The organism is Mesorhizobium sp. B2-1-3A (genome assembly GCF_006442655.1).
In the GTDB taxonomy this organism is placed as follows: domain Bacteria; phylum Pseudomonadota; class Alphaproteobacteria; order Rhizobiales; family Rhizobiaceae; genus Mesorhizobium.
Genome location: NZ_VFWK01000013.1, coordinates 1 through 17,419, shown reverse-complemented (window position 1 = coordinate 17,419; position 17,419 = coordinate 1). Strand labels below are relative to the sequence as shown.

Below are 17,419 nucleotides of genomic sequence, written 5' to 3'. Positions count from 1 at the left end.
CCCCGGTCAGCTGCCGATTCCGCTCCGAGTGGCCGGGCAGGGCACCGTGCGCGGAACGCCTCAGGTGCCGCAGAATGTCTGCAGCACCCGCTCGTCGGGCCGAGGCGGTTTGGCATAGCGCTCCATTCCCGGCTGCTCATCGAAGGGCCGGGTGACCACCGCCAGCATCTCCTCGAAAGGCTGGAAGTCGCCGCCCAGCGCCGCTTGGATCATCGCCTCGATGCGATGGTTGCGAGGGATGAATTTGGGATTGACGGCATGCATGGCCGCTCGGCGCGTGGCGGTGTCGGCTGCTTCGCTGGCGATGCGCTCGCGCCACCGTGCCGACCAAGCATCGAATGCGCCTGGATCTTGAAACAACTGGCGCGCGGTGCCCTGAGCATCGTCAGCGTCGAGATCGTCGCCCAGTCGCCGGAAGCCGAGCGTAAAGTCCGCTTCGCCGCGGGCTAGTACATCCAGAAAATCAGCCGCGAGCTGCAGGTCGCCCTCCGCCTCGGTCAGCAGCCCGAGCTTCCTGCGGAAACCGCGCTGCAGCACAGCCTCATAGGAGGACTGGAACGACCTCAACACCTCTTCGGCTTCAGCGACGGCTTCATTCTCGTCCGTGCTCATCAGCGGCAGAAGCGTCTCGGCCAAGCGCGCCAGGTTCCACGTCGCGACGCGAGGCTGGTTGGCATAGGCATAGCGGCCGGCGCGGTCGATCGAACTGAACACCGCGCCGGGGTCATAGGCGTCCATGAAGGCACAGGGCCCATAGTCGATGGTCTCGCCAGAGATCAACATGTTGTCGGTGTTCATGACGCCATGGATGAAGCCGACCAGCATCCAGCGCGCCACCAGGTCGGCCTGTGCGGCGACAGCGGCCTCCAGCAGGGCGCGGTACGGTTTTGCCTGCCCCGCCAGGTGCGGGAAGTGGCGCTCAATGGCATAGTTGGCGAGGATCCGGAGCCCGTCGATGTCGTGGCGCGCGGCGAAATACTGGAAGGTGCCGATCCGGATGTGGCTTGCCGCCACCCGGGTCAGAACGGCGCCGGGCAGCCGGACCTCGCGATAGACCGGGTCCCCGGTGAGCACCGCCGCCAGGCTTCGCGTCGTCGGAATGCCCAAGGCGGCCATCGCTTCGCTGACGACATATTCGCGCAAGACCGGGCCGAGCGCGGCGCGGCCGTCACCGTTGCGCGAGAACCGCGTCGGTCCCGATCCCTTCAGCTGGATGTCCCGGCGAATGCCGTTGATGTCCACCACCTCGCCAAGCAGCAGAGCACGCCCATCGCCGAGCTGCGGCACGAAGTTTCCGAACTGGTGGCCCGCATAGGCCAGGGCGACTGGCTGCATGCCTTCCGGAAATCTGTTGCCTGCAAACATCTCCACTCCGTTCGGGCCGGTAAGCTGGTCGGCGTCGAGCCCGAGTTCCTCGGCGAGTGGCCGGTTGAAGCGGATCGGCGTGGGGCTGGAGACCGGCCTCGGATCGGTCGCTGCAAAGAAGCGTTCCGGCAATTGCGCGTAGCTGTTGCGCAGGGCGGGAAGCCTCGTCGGGACGGTTCGGGATTGTTCGGCGGTCGCAGGTGAAATCATGACAAGCTGGCTCTGAAGTGAGGGGCTGGTCGGCTCCCGTTCGAAGAGCCTCCCTTCATATAGGGACGCAACGCCGCTGATGCCATCCGGATCCATCAGCTCGGCACGGCATGAAAGCTGGGAACCACCCGCCTGCATCGAGGTTCGGGCGGGCTGCCGGCGCGACGACAGGCAAGTGTCGCTCGTCGTCCCGGCCAGCCGAACCTGTATGATGGAACGGAGAGATCAGTCATGGCTGCAGTCGAGGACGACGAGATCCGCGTGCCGGCGCGAACGCCAAAGCTTGGCGGCCGCGTCGCCATTGTCACGGGACCGGACTCGGGTATCGGCCGCGCCATCGCGGAAGCCCTGGCCCTGGAAGGTGCCGGCGTGGCGGTGACGTTTCACAATGGCGAAGACGGAGCTCGGGCCACTGCACGCCAGGTTGAATCATCAGGGCGGCGCGCCCTCGTGCAGCGCCTGGATGTTCGCGACAGAGGAAGCGTGGCGGACCTCTTCCAGGCTGTCGACCGGACGCTGGGAACGCCGCACATCCTGGTCAACAATGCCGGGACCGGATCGAGCGGCGCGCCTCTGGCGGAGACCACGACGGAAGCTTGGGATAATGTAATCAGAACGGATCTCTATGGCCCTTTCTTCTGCTGCCGCGAATTCCTGCGCCGGCGTCAGGCGGCCGGCGGAGCAGGCAAGATCATAAACATCACCTCCGTTCATGAGGCCATTCCGAGCCCCAGGAACGCCGCATACGGAGCCGCCAAGGGCGGCCTCCTCACTTTGACGCGCAGCCTGGCGCTGGAGGTCGCCGACCTCAGGATCGGCGTCAACGCCATCGCTCCGGGGCTGATCCGCACGCCGATGACGATGGCGCGCACCGACGATCCGCAAAAGCGCGCACAGGAGATGCCGCACATCCCGTGGCACCGGCCCGGCGAGCGGTGGGAGGTGGCCAGGCTGGCGCTACCTGGCGTTGGACGATTCCGACTACGTCACCGGCCAGAGTTTCACTATAGACGGCGGCCTGGCACTGAACTGGGGGCAGGGCGCATGAGGCGGCTCGTGCCCGGAACGATGACCCGTGCCGCGGCCAGGCCCGCGCGGGCCCACCCGGCTGCGGGTGTCCGGACCGGCACTCCGGTGCCACGCTCGGATGCTGGCTTCACAACAGCATTCACGGCCCGCTCGGTTTCCCTCCCCGGGCGGGCTTCTGTTTGTCGCCGGCACGCAAAGGTTCGGCGGCCTCGACGCCTGCCCACGCCGCGAACTCGCTAAGGAACTTAGCAGCGGTGTTGCAGTTCGGCCCGAGGGACTTTGAAGCCTCGTGGCTTGAGCGAACAGCAGGGAGACTATGCCCGTACGATCATCCGGCACCAAACTGGCCCCGTCGGGCATCTGGCGGGTTACCGCCGCCGCGTTGCTCCTGTTGTTCTCGATCAGTCTTGGCCAAAGCTGGGCAGCGCTCGCTGGGGACACCGACACCGCCCTCATCAACTGGGCCAGAGCAAAGACGCTGTTCATCGAGCAGCTCGACCGCGCGCCGCGATCGGTGGATGCGCGGTTCAATGAGCCGACCCTGGTTCATCGCGCCGTGCCATCGGTCGTTGCGCCATCGCCCGACGAGCGGGCACGTAATACGGCGACCGTCGAATTGTACGCGCAAACCTATGGCCAGCCGTCGCTGGCGAGCTTTCTCTGGACAGGTGTCGAATCTGGCAATCCCTTGACTCGCGACGAAAGCTACCGATGGGATTCCCTCGACGACCAAGGCCTTTTCGATCGTGAGCGGCGGCGTGTTCTCGCTGTCCGCCTGATCGATCTCGGCATCCTGAATGTCAGGCTGGGCCTCTCCAACCACTTGATCGATCCGCAGCGCGAGGAAACCTGGCTGGCGCATGACCGGCTCATCGACGATCTCGACCATGCTGGCCTGAGGGTCAGCCTCGATCTGCACCATTTTGGCATCGAGGACCGGTTCCGGGTCGTCGGGCCGGACGGTCGCACAGACGGGCCCGCCAGCTACTACCTTAACCGGGACTGGCCCGGCTATTTCGCCGCGTTTTCGCGCGCGGCGATCAAACGTTATGGCACGAAGGTGAAGGCGGTGACCTTGATCAACGAGCCTGAAACGACCATCGGCTTCAACAGTGAGATGTGGCATGGCGCATTTCCGCGTTGGCAAAGCCCGTTGCACACCACCTACTATATCGAGCGAGCAGTGCAGGTCGCCGAGGCAGCGGTGCGGGCGCGGCTTGCCATCGAGGAGGAATTGGCGCCCAGCAGGCGGCGCATGCTCTACATCCATCCGGAAGCGGCGGTCTTCAAGCCGCAGTGGGACGAGTTCAACCGGCACACACGGTTTTTCGGCAGCGACCTGATCCTTGGAGAGGACTGGCTGCTCGATGCGGATTTCAACAGGCTGGCGCTGATGACCCCCGCCGAGCATCTGGCTAAATGGGACGCGACCGCACCCTGGTCGCGCACATCCCTGAACTGGGCCATCAAGCACTACCTCGACGGAAGCCCGGCGACCGGCCGGGCGCTGCCGGACAGCCTGCTCCGGATCCTGCAGATGATGAAGAAGGTTCAGGATCTGCACCAGAAACTGAACAGGGAGTTCAAGGTGACGATGAAGACGGACACCGTCTTCGGTATCGACTATTACGCCCACAACGAGGATTTCGACACGAAGGGAAAACACCTCAGCTCCGAGCCCCAGAATTATGTTGGTGAGGTCAGTTCAGGAGCTCGAGCGGGTCTGCAGGCGGTGATCACCGACTACTACAATCGCTACCACCTGCCGATGATGATCACCGAAACCGGAACGCCCTATTTCCACTATGGCGCGCGCTGGCATCAGGAGATGTTGCTGGAATGCGCATCGGCCGCATCGGCCGGCGTCCCATTGCTTGCCTACTCCATCTACCCGCTGCTCGACAGTTGGGGGTGGGAAACGGCCCTGTCGGTGCCCCGGCCGCAGACCCTCCTCAACCCCTCCGGCATTTTCACGCTGGCTCTTGAACCACGTCCGTTTGCCCGACGCCTCCTGACGTCGCTTAAGGCTGGTTTCCAGCCCTGAGCGCAGTCTGTCGAGCCCTGAATGGACGCGCTGCACTCTCAACGCGCGCGGGCAACGCCTGGGAGGGCGTCTGCATCCGGTGACAACGCCTCTCTCGGAGCAGGCTGTTCCGCTGCGGGCGACGGTGGTGGACCCGGTTCGGCCCGTTCCTCGGCGATCAGCCTGGCGCCGCGTTCATAGGTGAGATAGCGCCACAGCCATTGGATCGAGACCTGGACTCGGTGTTGAAAACCGACGAGCAGGTAAACATGGATGACCGCCCAGGCCAGCCAGGCGAACCAGCCTTGCAATTTCAGCCTGCCGGACTCGAACACGGCAGCATGGCGCCCGACGATCGCCGTGTTGCCCCGATTCCTGAAGACAAAAGCCGGGAGATCCTCGCCAGTATCTATCCGGCGTGCCAGGGCCTTGCCGAGGTGCTCGCCCTGCTGTTTGGCCGCCTGGGCAAGACCCGGCAGTGGCCGGCCGTTCTCGTCGAGGAACAGCGCGACATCGCCAAGCGCGAAGATGTCGGGACGGCCCATGACCTGCAGGTCGGATCCGACCTTCACCCGGCCGCCGCGGTCAAGCCCGACACCAAGCTGGGCCGCCAGGGGCGACGCCGCCACTCCGGCCGCCCAGAGCGTCAAGGCTACCGGGATGGTCTCTCCGCCGACCGTGATTTTCTGCGCGTCGATCGCTTCGACCCGATTGCCTAGCGCGACTTCGACGCCCAGGTTTTCCAGGCGTAGACGTGCATATTCGGAAAGCTCCGGAGCGAAGCCGGCGAGCAGACGGTCGCCGGCCTCGACAATTATGATCCTTGTCTTCTCTGGCCGGATGTTGCGGAAGTCGCGCGCCAGCGTGTGCCGGCTGAGTTCTGCGATGGAGCCCGCAAGTTCCACGCCGGTCGGGCCGCCGCCGATGATGGCGATCGTCATCAGCCGTGACTGCTCCACTGGATCGGTTGTCCGTTCCGCGTGCTCAAACGACAGCAGCAGCCGTGACCGGATCGTGCGGGCGTCCTCGATGCTCTTCAAGCCCGGACAAACCCGAGCCCAGCTCTCCTGGCCGAAGTAGAATGGCTGCGAGCCCGTTGCCAGGACCAGCAGGTCATAGGGAACCGTGGTCCCATCGGCCAGAACCAGTATCCTGTCCTCGGTGTCGATCTCGGCGACATTGCCGAAGAGGACCTGAACCGAGGGATAGCGGCGCAGTATCTTGCGGATTGGCTCGGCGATGTCAGGCGCCGACAAGGCGGCTGTTGCAACCTGATAGAGCAGGGGCTGGAACAGGTGGTGATTGTGGCGGTCGATGATCGTGACCCCGATCTCAGCCCGGCCGAGCGCCTTGGCTACCTCCAGACCGGCAAAGCCTCCGCCGATCACAACGATGCGCGGTGTCAGACTTCGGCTGTGGCTACCCTCGATGGTCCGTTGGATGGCCCGTTGCATGATTGCTACTCCCCAGTCCGGTTCCAGGTCATAGGCTTGAAGGAATGCCTCGTTGCTGGATGGGGCGACTGCTCGCTCCGTCAGCATCGGTCCAGGCGAGGCATCCGGCAATGACAGGCGTCGTACTGACGACCAGAGCGCCGCGGGCGTGAAGCGTCACCAGACCGCGCCATGAGACCCGGTCGACCGCCCAGACGGTGCCGCTGGCGTCGACCCATTTCAGATGCACGTCGGCGACTTGAACGGCCCGCATCATCGCCGCCGGTTCCATGCCTGCCCGAAAGACGATGATCGAATTGGCCGCGCCGTTGAAGAGTGGTCCGGCCCCCGCTGCCAATCCAGCAAGCAGGACGATGCTGGTCAGCGCCGCCGAAGCGCCGCGCGCCGGTCCGCCGCGGTTGGGCAGCACCAGCACCGACACCAGGGGCACGATGCCGAAGATGGCCAGCCACGCAATATCCCAGGCGAGCGGCATGTCGCTGTTCATCTTGATCCGGTGCAGGCCCAGCAGCCAATGGAACACAACGGCATCCACGACATGCCAGACGCCGAAGCCGACCAAGGCGAGCCGCAGGATCTCGCTCGTCCTCTCGGGACGCGCGCCGGCCGCCCTCGCGGCCACCAGCAGCACCGCGCCGGCGACGGCCAGCACATACATGAAAAGGTGGTAGATGCCGTCGGCCATGATCTGGAAGCGCAGGTCGGAGCCCGCCGGGTCGGCGAGGCCCGAGAGAAGATGATGCCATTGCAGGATCTGATGCAGGACGATGCCGTCGAAGAAGCCACCGAGCGCGAAGCCAAGCAGCAGCCAACCGGCTCGGATTCTCGGATCGAGTTTCGCGATGATCGCGTCCATCAGGACAGCCGGGACCAGGCCGGGGCAGGCCGTTGCGTAAGCGCCGGCATATCTGGCGTGGGGTCATGGAGGCCATGACGCGCCTCGATCCAGAAGGCGGAAATCAGCCCGCCAACCACCGTGGTCAGAACCAGTGTCGCAGCAAATATCGCCAGCATGGATGTCGATCCTCCGCCGCGCAGGGGCGGCCGCGCCGAGCCAAACCATCGCTTCCGTTGAATGTTCCGACCGTCGGTTCTGTGGAGGGAACATTCAACTGCCAGCACGGTTCGGGGACCTTGTCAGGGTAGCTCAAGCGGAGAGGGTCATGAGCGAACATTCGGCGGCATCGGATCCGGGCAGTCACGACGACCACAGGCCAAGCGGCATCACCCGCTGGTTGTTCTCAACCAATCACAAGGACATCGGCACGCTCTACCTGATCTTCGCATTCACCGCCGGCGTCATCGGCATGCTCTTGTCGGTGGGCATGCGAATTGAGCTGCAGCAACCCGGGATCCAGGTTTTCCCCGGATTGGCGTCGATGATCTATGGCTACCAAGGCGACGAAGCGATAGATGCCGGCAAGCAGCTCTACAACGTGTTCACGACGGCTCACGCCCTGATCATGATCTTCTTCACCGTCATGCCCGCTCTGATCGGCGGCTTCGCCAATTGGATGGTTCCGATCATGATCGGCGCTCCCGACATGGCGTTTCCGCGCATGAACAACGTGTCCTTCTGGTTGCTGCCGCCTGCATTGATGCTGCTTTTGTTGTCGATCTTCATGCCCAGTGTCCCTGGCGGCTACGGCCCTGGGACCGGCTGGTTCCTTTACCCGCCCCTTTCGACGTCGGGCCATCCCGGTCCCGCGGTCGATCTTGTCATCCTGTCGCTGCACATTGCTGGCGCTTCCTCTATTCTCGGGGCCATCAATTTCATCACGACGATCTTCAACATGCGCGCGCCGGGCATGACGCTGCACAAGATGCCGCTCTTCGTTTGGTCGATCCTGATCACCGGGTTCCTGCTGCTGCTGGCGCTGCCGGTTCTGGCCGGCGCAATAACCATGCTTCTGACCGATCGCAATTTCGGAACCACATTCTTCGCGCCGGATGGGGGAGGTGACCCGCTGCTGTACCAGCATCTCTTCTGGTTTTTCGGCCACCCGGAGGTCTACATCATGATCCTGCCGGCCTTCGGCATCGTCAGCCAAGTGATCTCGACCTTCTCGCGAAAGCCGATCTTCGGGTATCTCGGGATGGTGTACGCAATCGTGGCGATCGGGGCGATCGGCTTCATCGTCTGGGCTCACCACATGTACACCAGCGGGATAGGCCTCGACACGCAGCGCTACTTCACCTTCGCCACGATGGTAATCGCAGTGCCGACCGGGATAAAAGTGTTCTCCTGGATTGCAACCATGTGGGGCGGTTCGGTCAGCCTGCGCACGCCGATGCTCTGGGCGCTCGGCTTCATATTCCTGTTCACCGTCGGCGGGGTGACCGGCGTTCAACTCGCAAACGCCGGCCTCGACCGTCAATTGCACGACACATACTTTGTCGTCGCGCATTTCCACTACATACTCTCACTGGGAGCGATCTTCGGTATCTTCGCAGGCTGGTATTACTGGTTCCCGAAAATGACGGGATATCTGTACAACCCGCTTCTGGCTGCAGTTCATTTTTGGACGACCTTCGTCGGTGTCAACCTCGTCTTCTTCCCCCATCATTTCCTTGGAATAGCAGGCATGCCGCGTCGCTACATCGACTATCCCGACGCATTCGCCGGCTGGAACATGCTCTCCTCCTATGGATCATATCTGTCGGCCGCGAGTGTCCTGGTTTTCCTCTCCGGCATCTTAGAGGCCTTTTACCGGCGAAGGGCCGCTGGCATGAATCCATGGGGCGCAGGAGCCACCACATTGGAGTGGCAGTTGACCTCTCCACCCCCCTTTCATCAATGGGACAGGCTGCCGAAAATCAGATGAGCCGTCCACCTCATTCCGCCTAGGCGCTGGCACAGCAGAAAAGCCATCTAAAGCTGATCGACAGCACAGCGAACAAGCTCACAAGCGCGACTCCCCAACAGAACAACCAATTGGTGACCAGAAGGACCGATTTAAGAACAGTAGCATGGCAGTAGTCTTCGATGATCGATTGCATGCCCAGCCGCATATGGATGCAGTTGACCAGAATGAAGGCGATTAGCGCGGGTGCTACATAGATCGATCCGACGACGCGGAGGACGACATCTCGTGGCTCTCCGATCAGCCTTACAACGACCGCTACGATGTAAATGACGAGGATCAATAGTGCAGCAGATGTCAGCCGCTCCAGTATGAAGGCTTCGGTTCCGTGCTTAGCCGATCCAAGGCCCCGCACTCGAGCCAGCGGAGTTCTGATCGAGCGCCTGTCAGCCATTTTGCTCCCCCGAACTCACCTGGTTCCGTTGCCTGCAACTCAAGCTGTCGCTGTTCCAATGCCGGGCCTCCGGTGCCGACGGATAATTGGCAAGAACGCTTTCCAGTTTGGCAAGCCGAGCTTTCTGGGCGGTCAGCTCGTATCCTGAACGCCATCCTATCTTCTTGGGTCTGTCAGCTTTGCACAACTCGCTTTCGAGGAGCGAGATTCTGAGGCGGACCGCGTCGAGTTCTTTGACAAGCGCGGCCTTCACCAATTTCCGACTCTGCATGGCTTACCTTCCGGTGCACGGGTGGCGCCAAACGCACGGCATTCGCAAATGTTCCCGGTGGCAGTCGGCCTGCTAAAGATTCAAACACCTTTCTGGTGCCGCGATCCCCTCAAGCGGTCGCCATGAGCCCAGGCCGGCGTGCCGGGAAAATGCTTATGAACAAGCAGCCGATGGTGGGGCTGCCCCTCGCGCCCGGTAAGATGAGCAGGATCTGTTCTTTTGTAAAAATATGTTAAAAGGGTATTTTGTTTCTCTGTGCGGAAAAAATATTGCATTTCATCGCCGGGAATGTCTCCTCGAGAAGTTGCGGGATTATTCAGGAGAATCCCACTATGTCGAAGAAGGAAGTTCATCGAGACGCTTCGCGTTTTCGCACCATCCGTGTCGTGGACGCTCGACGTCCGGCAGGGGCTCCGTAAGACTTCGACACCCGAATGGCAAAGATACGGCGGGATTAGGCGACGCCGATGCGGATGCGCAACGGGGTCGCGCACAACGGCGGACCAATATGCAGACACAGCGCCGGAGTTCAGTATGTTTTCAAACCGGATAAGTCTCGCCACGCTGCTTGTGGCTACCGCACTGCCGCTGGTGGCCTAAATTACGCACGCGCCAGAAAGGCTTGGTTCCCCGATCGATGGGACGCACTCTCAGGGTTGATGGGGTGGAACTGCGCCTCATCGAGAAAGGCCGCGGCCCGCCTTTGCTGCTGTTGCATGGCAATGGCTCTGCTGCGGAGGATTTTGCGATCAGCGGCATCCTCGACCAGGCAAGTTACAAGTACCGGGTCCTCGCCTTTGACCGGCCCGGCTTTGGCGGAAGCTCGCGACCGCGGGGGCAAGCTCTGGTCGGCCCGCGAGCAGGCCGATCTCTTCCATGAAGCCGCAGCCAGCCTCGGCATTCACAGATACCTCGTGCTCGGCCATTCCTGGGGCGCCTGGGTGGCGCTGGAGATGGCGCGCAGGCATCGCTCGGTCGCCGGCCTGATCCTCGTTTCCGGCTACTACTCCGCCGCCGAGGCCGGCTCTGGTTCTTGCGGCGCTGCCAGCCCTGCCGTTGCTCGGCACGGTATTCCGTCACACCGTGCTGCCGGTCGCCGTGAGGCTCGGCTGGCCATCGGCGATGCGAACCATATTCCGGCCCGCACCAATCTCCGAAGTTTTCTCGGCGAGCACGAGCGAGGTCGCCAGCCGCCCGTCGCAGCTGCGCTCGGTCAGCGTGGAGGCGGCCCTGATGCTCGGCGCGGCGCTATCGGCTAAGCCCAGCTATGCGGGACGTGCCGACTGACATTCTCGCCGGAGCAGGGGCAGGCTGTTCGACGCCCGGCGCGACGCGGAGCGCTTGCATGCCCAGATCCCGGGATCGCTGATCGACATCACAGCCAATGCGGGGCGCATGGCTCATCACAGCCGCCCGGACACGGTTCTTGAATGATCGACAAGGTGGCGCACCTGCACGCCGCATCAGCTCTCGACGGGGATCGAAGGGAGGCGCTGCCGGGGGCTGCTCGCTGACGATCAGCCCTGCATTTCGGACGGGTCACTTGATCGTGACCAATGATCCGCCGTTCGGCCGCAAAGATGGGGGATCGATGAGGAACAAACCCGCGGCTGAATGATTAGGGGTACGACTGCGCCCTGGAGGGCGCCAGATCGGAGAAAGCGATGAAGAAAACCTGGAAAAAGCCGGTGACGTGCGAAGTGGCCGCGGGCATGGAGATTTCCCGTTACCTGCCTGCCGAGATCACCAAGAAAAAGTGAAATGCCTAAACCGGCGGGGCTGCCTCGGCAGCGCCGCCTGTCTGGCCGGCATCGCTGACAGCGGGAAAGCGGAGCTTGTCGCGGCGTGTGGATTAAGATCGTCGGGTCGGCGGCTGGCGGAGGCTTCCCGCAGTGGAACGCCAACGACAGGCTGAACAGGGCCGTCCGGGCAGGCACCAGCGACGTGCGCCCGCGCCTGCAGACGAGCGTAGCCGCTTCCTCTGACCGACGTCGTTGGGTGCTTTTCAATGCCTCTCCCGACATCCGCCAGCAGATTGCGGAAAACCCTGAGTTGCAGCCGCAGCCGGACATGCCGGTGCGCGCCACGCCGATCGCGGCGGTGGTGTTGACCGGCGCCGAAGTCGACCAGATCGCCGGGCTGCTCAGCCTGCGCGAGCGGCAGGCCTTCGCGCTTTATGCGACCGAACCGGTGCTTGCAGTCCTTGCCTCCAACGTGGTATTCGACGTGCTTGATCCACGGTTGGTGGTGCGACGCTGCCTGCCTGCCGAGGGTATTATCGATCTTCTGGATGCCGAAGGCCTGGAGACCGGCGTCCGCATCGAGGTGTTTGCGGTTCCCGGCAAGGTGGCGCTGTTCCTCGAAGGCGGCGCCCGCTCTGATCCGGAAGCCCGGTCCGACGAGGGCGGCACCATCGGCATCCGCCTGGCGGCGGAGAACCGCTCGCTGGTCTTGGTTCCTTGCTGTGCGGCTATCGACGACCCGGTGCGGCAACGCATGACCGGCGCCGACATCCTGCTCTTCGACGGCACGGTGTTCACCGACGACGAACTGATCACCGGCGGCGGCGGCGTCAAGACGGGGGCCCGCATGGGGCACATGGCCATGTCGGGGCCACACGGGGCGATCGCCTGCCTCAAGGATGCCGGCGTCGGCCGCCGCATCTTCATCCATATCAACAATTCGAACCCGGTGCTCGACGAGGCCTCCGCCGAACACGCCGCGGTGCGGGCGGCCGGATGGGAAATCGCGCACGACGGCATGGAGCTCGTGCTGTGACCGATTTCTCCGACTGCGTCGGCGCCGGTCTCGACGAAGAGGGGCTGCGCGGCATCCTCCTGCGGGTCGGCAGCGAGCGCTATCACAACCGCCATCCCTACCACCGCCGGATGGTGGAGGGGTCCATGTCGAAGGGCGAGCTGCAGGCCTGGGCGCTCAATCGCTATTGCTACCAGGCGGCCATCCCGCGCAAGGACGCCACCATCCTCTGCCGTTCCGACGATCCGGCTTTCAGGGCCGCCTGGCGCAAGCGCATCGAGGACCACGATGGCGATGACGGATGGAGCGGCGGCATTGCGCGTTGGCTGCACCTGGCGACTTCGCTCGGCCTGGATAAGGATGCGGTGAAAAGCCAGAGGCTGGCGCTGCCGGCCACGCGCTTCGCGGTCGAGGCCTATGTCAATTTCTGCGCCTCCCATACGCTGCTCGAAGCCGTCGCGTCATCGCTCACAGAACTCTTCTCGCCCAACATCATCGCCGAGCGCGTCCCGGCGATGCTGGCGCGCTATGACTTCGTCACCGAGGACACGCTGGCCTATTTCAGCCGGCGGCCCGACCAGGCCGCACGCGATGCCGATTTTGCACTCGGCTACGTCCTTCGCCACGCCGACACGCCGGAGCGCCAGCAAAGGGTGGTCGATGCCTTGGTGTTCAAATGCGATGTGCTCTGGACAATGCTCGATGCGCTCAACCACGCCTATGGACCTTACGGCGTGGTTCCTCCCGGCTGCTTCGAGCCGGAGGCACATCGATGAGCGTGGGCCGGCGCCGGTCCATGGTCTCGCCGGACTCCGTGCCGCGCCTTGCACCCTATGTCCGACTCCGCTTCGATCCGGTGCGGGATGCTTGGGTGGCGCTCGCCCCCGAGCGCGTTCTGTGGCCCGACGCCGTCGGGCTGCACATCCTTCGGCACTGCGACGGGAAGACGCCGGTCAGCACCATCGTAGCGCGGCTGACGGCCGAATATGACGCCGAGGCGCAGGAGATTGCGGCGGATGTCGGAGCCTTCCTGCAGCAATGGGCAGACCGGCTGATGGTGCGGCTGTGACCGGGGCGCTGCTTCCACCGGTGGCAATGCTGGCCGAGCTGACGCATCGCTGCCCCCTGCAATGCCCATACTGTTCCAATCCGCTCGATCTCATGAAGGCCGACCGCGAAATGACGACCGAAGCCTGGCTCGAGCTGTTCCGGCAAGCCGGGGAGATGGGCGTGCTCCAGGTGCATCTTTCCGGCGGCGAGCCGACACTGCGCCGGGACCTCGAACAGTTCGTGTCGGCGCTTTCCCAGGCCGGGGTCTACACCAACCTGATCACGGCAGGAATCGGCCTTGCGGGCGCGCGGCTGGAATTGCTTGCGCGCGCCGGGCTGGACCACGTACAGGTGAGTTTTCAGGGTGCCAATGCCGACACGACGACCCGCATCGGCCGCCATGCCGGCGCCCACGCCGACAAGCTCGCTGTCGCCCGCCAGGCGCGGGAGCTCGGGATGGCGCTGACGATCAACGCCCCGATCCATCGGCACAACATCTTGGAGGTCCCGGACTACATTGACTTGGCGCTCTCGCTCGGCGCCGAGAGGCTGGAGATCGCCAATGTGCAATATGCCGGCTGGGCCCTGCTCAACCGTCGCCACCTTCTGCCTGACCGCGCCTCGATCGAGCAGCAGATCGCAACGGTCGAAGCGGCCCGAGCCCGTCTGGTCGGTGTTATGGAGATCGATTTCGTCGTCGCCGACCATTTCGCGACCTATCCCAAGCCCTGCATGGGCGGCTGGGGGCGCGACGCCTTTGTCGTCGGACCCGACGGTGCGGTGCTCCCGTGTCATGCGGCGGCAACCATCGCCTCGCTACGCTTCGAGCGCTTCGGCTCGCGGCCCCTGGCCGACATCTGGCGCGACTCGCCGGCTTTCAACGCCTTCCGCGGGACGGACTGGATGCTGGAACCGTGCCGCAGCTGCGAGCGGCGCGAAATCGACTGGGGCGGCTGCCGCTGCCAGGCACTGGCGCTGGCCGGCGACGCGGTCGCCGCCGATCCCGTCTGCGTCCGGTCGCCCTTGCATGCGGGAATGGCGGCGCTGATCGAGGAGGAACTTCCTCCACCCGCAGCGGCAAGGGGCGAGGCTCCGGCCTTTGCCTTTCGGCGTATCGGGCGCACTCAAGGAAAGGCGGGAGGCTCGGTGTGAGGCTTGCAGCCGCGTTTCTGATCCTGCTGCTTTCCATGCCTCCGGCCTTCGCCGAAGCGCAGACGATCGTCATCGGCTATCTCGGCGAGGCGCGCAGCCCGCCCTTGCCGCTCGGGCCGCTGGACGCGTTCCCGGCCGATGACGGGCTGCAAGGCGCCCGTCTAGGGGTCGCCGACGACGATGGCACCGGCCGCTTCGTCGGGCAGCACTTCGGCTGGTGGAGAGGGTGCTGAAGCCGGGGGAGCCGCCGACGGATGCCATCAGGCAGTTCCTCGACGCCGGCATCACTTTCGTCGTCGCCGATCTCGACCCCGCGCCGCTGACGCAGGCGCTGGCGCTGGCGCTGGCCGAGCCGGAACCCGGACGGATGCTGTTGTTTCAACAGCCGTGCGACCGATGACGCGCTGCGACAGGACCGCTGCCGGAAAAACCTGCTGCACACCATCCCGAGCCGCGCCATGCTGGCAGACGGCCTGGCGCAGTATCTGGTCTGGAAGCGCTGACAGCGATGGTTCCTGCTGACCGGCCCGCATCCGGGCGGTCGGGCCATGGCCGCGGCCTTGCGGCGCGCCGCAACCCGCTTCGGCGCGGAGATCGCCGTCGACCAGCCGTGGACGTTCAGGCCGGCTAATGGGCGGGCCGACACGGGCCACGTCACGCTGCAGACGGAAATCCCCGCCGCAACGCAGGTCGCCGACTACGACGTCCTGGTCGTCGCCGACGAGGCCGACGAGTTCGGCGCCTACCTTGAAGGCCGCACGGCGGTGCCGCGGCACGTCGACCGCGCCATCGCGGAGTTCGGCCGTCTTCCGGGCGGATGGGCTCATCATTGGAGAAGTCGCTCGGGGTTGACCTCCGGGGGTATCGGGTGTTCACGGCATTTCGAACACCCCTTCTCGCGAGTGGCACTCGTGGTAATCGTCGTCATATGTGCTGTCGTCGTGACAGTGTTCTTCATCGGGTTCGAATACTCGAAGCCCAATCAGGGCGCCCTGATTGTGTCAGGAGGATCGCAGCAAACAGAATAAGCCAAGTGGCGCGGCCTGCGTATCCACCAGGCCCCGCCGACAAGCCACAGCGTCTCGGCAAGGCGCGCCAGGTTCCATGTGGCGACACGAGGGTAGTTGGCATAGGCATAGCGGCCGATCCGGTCGATGGGACTGAACACCGCGCCCGGATCATAGGCGCCCATGAAGGCGGCCGCCTCAGTGGCAGCTGGCTCGTTCAATCGATGATTTCATCCGTTGCTGACGGAACATCCCGGAGCGGAAGTGGTTGGGTTGCTGTCATCGGAAGAACACCCATGTCGAAGCTCCACACCGCGACGCCAGAGCAATTGCAACAACTCAAGAGCAAGGCCGCTGCGTGCTTTGGCCCATTGGTGCTGCACGAAGCGTTGTTGCGCCTATGCCAGGCGCGGGGCAGCGACGGCCTTGCCGCTTTCGAGAAGTCCATGGTCCGCAGGATTGAGGCCGCGCAGAACGAGCAGGCCGATTACGAATCGATCAAGGAACTCGGGATCGAGCAGCTCTATGCCTGGATCAGAGAGGTCAAAGCGTCCCGGACATGAAGCAGGAGTTGGAGAATGTAGAAAGCCGTAGAACCGCAGGCCGCTCCGAAGAGCCGCAAACGCTAGAGGATCAGCTCCAGGCAGGGCTTGAGGATTCTTTCCCCGCCAGCGACCCGCCAGCTGTGGTGGCCACTACTATTCCAGGCGGCGCAAAGAGGCTGGTTGGCACTGACGACGCCCTGAAAAAGCAGCGGGAAACAACTAACAGTTGGGGCAGCACCTCATAACCCGGAGCCTATGTCTCGCATTCGGCGGTCGCCGGCCCATGTGAGATGCGAAGGTATGTCATGAGCCATCAGTCTGGTCGCTTGCGCCCGATCTCCTGCAGGATGCTCTCCGCGAGTACGGCTCTGGTGAGTTCATCGGCTTCTGTGTCGTCGGGATGGGGGGCGTCCGCGCTTACACGTGGTCGAGTCACCGAGGGCTGGACGTTCAGGGTGCGATCGACGCCGTTGGTCCTGAGCCGGATCGTCAGACCGTCGGCATCCCCTTGCTCCTGGTTCCATCAGAGCTCCTGGGTCCATTAGACTTCCTTCGGTGCTGGCAGGCAATGCTGGGTGAGTTACCTGGCTCCAACCCTCGAACCGATGATCTGTTCCCCTTCGATCGCCACCACGGGCATCAGCTCGGTGAAGCTCGGCGCGGCAGGAACGATAGGCTTGCCGATGCATTGACAGAAGGTCATCTCGCTCAGGAGCCGATCATGAACGCCGACGCGCCATCCGATCCGAAGAACCTGCAGGTCGCCAGCGACCTGGACTACGAGGTCAAGCTTCTTGCCGAACGGACAGGCGTGTCCCCCGAGGAAGCTTGCAGGCTCCTGGAGGATGCCGGAAGTTTCGACGAAGCAATGAGGCGGTTAGCAAACGGGTCGCAGCTCACTTGAGCAGGGCAGCGGCGGCCCGAGATCCTGAATAGCCAGCGATGTCGCTGCGCTAATCGGCGAGGAGATTGCGCAGTGAGTACGCTCTCTCCCAGTGAGTTCAGCCTGCATTCTCGCCGGCATGGTCGAAGTGCACAATGAGGCCATAGTCCACGCCCCGCTTTGCGAGCATGTCGACAAGACGACTGTCTGAAACCGGCGGCGTGGGGATAACTTGCTTGAGAGCCCGCAGAGCAAGTTGCGTCGACAGAAGGCCGCGCCGTCTGCGAGTATCCACATATTGATCGATCAGCGATTCAAGGTGCATCAAAGATCCTCCAAACTTGGGATGTTGATAACCTCGCGATGGTTCGGCTGCATTTACATTGGTTAGCGCAGAGAGAATTTTGTTGGGCGA

22 protein-coding genes and 1 pseudogene are annotated in these 17,419 nt (G+C 63.7%); 15 read left to right on the top strand and 8 right to left on the bottom strand.

Annotation, left to right across the window (positions count from 1 at the left end; all coding sequences use genetic code 11):
* Positions 1–60: 60 nt before the first annotated feature.
* Entirely contained in the window at positions 61–1,575 is a 1,515-nt protein-coding gene (locus FJ977_RS34735; RefSeq protein ID WP_140777169.1) for a protein adenylyltransferase SelO, read from the bottom strand.
* Positions 1,576–1,806: 231 nt separating this feature from the next.
* Between FJ977_RS34735 and FJ977_RS34730 the strand changes: the two genes are divergently transcribed.
* On the top strand, positions 1,807–2,844 hold the full coding sequence (locus tag FJ977_RS34730; RefSeq protein ID WP_246683425.1) for an SDR family NAD(P)-dependent oxidoreductase: 1,038 nt from the start codon (positions 1,807–1,809) through the stop codon (positions 2,842–2,844).
* Between the two features lie 76 nt (positions 2,845–2,920).
* Complete coding sequence (locus FJ977_RS34725; RefSeq protein WP_140777167.1) at positions 2,921–4,648, top strand: hypothetical protein; 1,728 nt, start codon at positions 2,921–2,923, stop codon at positions 4,646–4,648.
* Positions 4,649–4,686: 38 nt separating this feature from the next.
* On the opposite strand, the gene FJ977_RS34720 is transcribed toward FJ977_RS34725, so the two are convergent.
* The 3 genes from FJ977_RS34720 to FJ977_RS36065 are packed head-to-tail and all read right to left on the bottom strand — an operon-like array spanning position 4,687 to position 7,095.
* Positions 4,687–6,081 carry an NAD(P)/FAD-dependent oxidoreductase gene (locus FJ977_RS34720; RefSeq protein ID WP_140777165.1) on the bottom strand — a complete coding sequence of 465 codons (1,395 nt, stop codon included), beginning with the start codon at positions 6,079–6,081 and terminating at the stop codon, positions 4,687–4,689.
* Between the two features lie 28 nt (positions 6,082–6,109).
* A complete protein-coding gene (locus tag FJ977_RS34715; RefSeq protein ID WP_140777163.1) occupies positions 6,110–6,937 on the bottom strand; it encodes a DUF2243 domain-containing protein in 828 nt (275 codons plus the stop codon).
* Positions 6,937–7,095: a hypothetical protein gene (locus FJ977_RS36065; protein ID WP_181180164.1), complete on the bottom strand. Its 159-nt coding sequence runs from the start codon at positions 7,093–7,095 to the stop codon at positions 6,937–6,939. The genes FJ977_RS34715 and FJ977_RS36065 overlap by 1 nt, the downstream gene beginning before the upstream one ends.
* Positions 7,096–7,244: 149 nt before the next feature.
* Between FJ977_RS36065 and ctaD the strand changes: the two genes are divergently transcribed.
* Positions 7,245–8,906: a cytochrome c oxidase subunit I gene (ctaD, locus tag FJ977_RS34710; RefSeq protein ID WP_140777208.1), complete on the top strand. Its 1,662-nt coding sequence runs from the start codon at positions 7,245–7,247 to the stop codon at positions 8,904–8,906.
* Between the two features lie 19 nt (positions 8,907–8,925).
* On the opposite strand, the gene sdhD is transcribed toward ctaD, so the two are convergent.
* On the bottom strand, positions 8,926–9,339 hold the full coding sequence (gene sdhD, locus FJ977_RS34705; RefSeq protein WP_140777161.1) for a succinate dehydrogenase, hydrophobic membrane anchor protein: 414 nt from the start codon (positions 9,337–9,339) through the stop codon (positions 8,926–8,928).
* Between the two features lie 351 nt (positions 9,340–9,690).
* The gene (locus FJ977_RS34695; RefSeq protein ID WP_140777157.1) at positions 9,691–9,963 is read right to left on the bottom strand and encodes a hypothetical protein; all 273 of its coding nucleotides are present in this window, start codon (positions 9,961–9,963) and stop codon (positions 9,691–9,693) included.
* A 284-nt stretch (positions 9,964–10,247) separates the two neighbouring features.
* Here FJ977_RS34695 and FJ977_RS36555 point away from each other — a divergent pair, with 284 nt between their 5' ends.
* The 10 genes from FJ977_RS36555 (at position 10,248) to FJ977_RS36535 (ending at position 15,597) form a co-directional block, all read left to right on the top strand.
* A complete protein-coding gene (locus FJ977_RS36555; RefSeq protein ID WP_246683424.1) occupies positions 10,248–10,490 on the top strand; it encodes an alpha/beta hydrolase in 243 nt (80 codons plus the stop codon).
* Entirely contained in the window at positions 10,423–10,869 is a 447-nt protein-coding gene (locus FJ977_RS36550; protein WP_246683423.1) for an alpha/beta hydrolase, read from the top strand. Before FJ977_RS36555 ends, FJ977_RS36550 begins: the two co-directional genes overlap by 68 nt.
* 405 nt (positions 10,870–11,274) lie before the next feature.
* Positions 11,275–11,370: a pyrroloquinoline quinone precursor peptide PqqA gene (locus FJ977_RS34685; RefSeq protein WP_140777155.1), complete on the top strand. Its 96-nt coding sequence runs from the start codon at positions 11,275–11,277 to the stop codon at positions 11,368–11,370.
* An 85-nt stretch (positions 11,371–11,455) separates the two neighbouring features.
* Positions 11,456–12,388 (top strand): pyrroloquinoline quinone biosynthesis protein PqqB, encoded by a 933-nt coding sequence (gene pqqB, locus FJ977_RS34680; RefSeq protein WP_140777153.1) that lies wholly within the window; start codon positions 11,456–11,458, stop codon positions 12,386–12,388.
* Positions 12,385–13,143 carry a pyrroloquinoline-quinone synthase PqqC gene (gene pqqC / locus FJ977_RS34675; protein ID WP_246683422.1) on the top strand — a complete coding sequence of 253 codons (759 nt, stop codon included), beginning with the start codon at positions 12,385–12,387 and terminating at the stop codon, positions 13,141–13,143. The genes pqqB and pqqC overlap by 4 nt, the downstream gene beginning before the upstream one ends.
* A complete protein-coding gene (gene pqqD / locus FJ977_RS34670; RefSeq protein WP_140777149.1) occupies positions 13,140–13,436 on the top strand; it encodes a pyrroloquinoline quinone biosynthesis peptide chaperone PqqD in 297 nt (98 codons plus the stop codon). The genes pqqC and pqqD overlap by 4 nt, the downstream gene beginning before the upstream one ends.
* A complete protein-coding gene (gene pqqE / locus FJ977_RS34665; protein WP_246683421.1) occupies positions 13,406–14,569 on the top strand; it encodes a pyrroloquinoline quinone biosynthesis protein PqqE in 1,164 nt (387 codons plus the stop codon). Before pqqD ends, pqqE begins: the two co-directional genes overlap by 31 nt.
* Entirely contained in the window at positions 14,566–14,802 is a 237-nt protein-coding gene (locus FJ977_RS36545) for a hypothetical protein (RefSeq protein ID WP_246683420.1), read from the top strand. The genes pqqE and FJ977_RS36545 overlap by 4 nt, the downstream gene beginning before the upstream one ends.
* Complete coding sequence (locus FJ977_RS36540; protein WP_246683419.1) at positions 14,796–14,969, top strand: hypothetical protein; 174 nt, start codon at positions 14,796–14,798, stop codon at positions 14,967–14,969. Before FJ977_RS36545 ends, FJ977_RS36540 begins: the two co-directional genes overlap by 7 nt.
* 148 nt (positions 14,970–15,117) lie before the next feature.
* A complete protein-coding gene (locus FJ977_RS36535; protein ID WP_246683418.1) occupies positions 15,118–15,597 on the top strand; it encodes a hypothetical protein in 480 nt (159 codons plus the stop codon).
* A 47-nt stretch (positions 15,598–15,644) separates the two neighbouring features.
* Here the strand turns inward: FJ977_RS36535 and FJ977_RS34655 are convergent.
* A pseudogene (locus FJ977_RS34655) lies at positions 15,645–15,767 on the bottom strand (protein adenylyltransferase SelO family protein); the annotation flags it as partial.
* Between the two features lie 105 nt (positions 15,768–15,872).
* Here FJ977_RS34655 and FJ977_RS36530 point away from each other — a divergent pair.
* On the top strand, positions 15,873–16,139 hold the full coding sequence (locus FJ977_RS36530) for a hypothetical protein (protein WP_246683417.1): 267 nt from the start codon (positions 15,873–15,875) through the stop codon (positions 16,137–16,139).
* 703 nt (positions 16,140–16,842) lie between these two features.
* Entirely contained in the window at positions 16,843–17,025 is a 183-nt protein-coding gene (locus FJ977_RS34645) for a hypothetical protein (RefSeq protein WP_140777147.1), read from the top strand.
* A gap of 97 nt (positions 17,026–17,122) precedes the next feature.
* Here the strand turns inward: FJ977_RS34645 and FJ977_RS34640 are convergent.
* On the bottom strand, positions 17,123–17,419 hold a 297-nt coding region (locus FJ977_RS34640; protein ID WP_210243887.1), incomplete at its 5' end, for a hypothetical protein.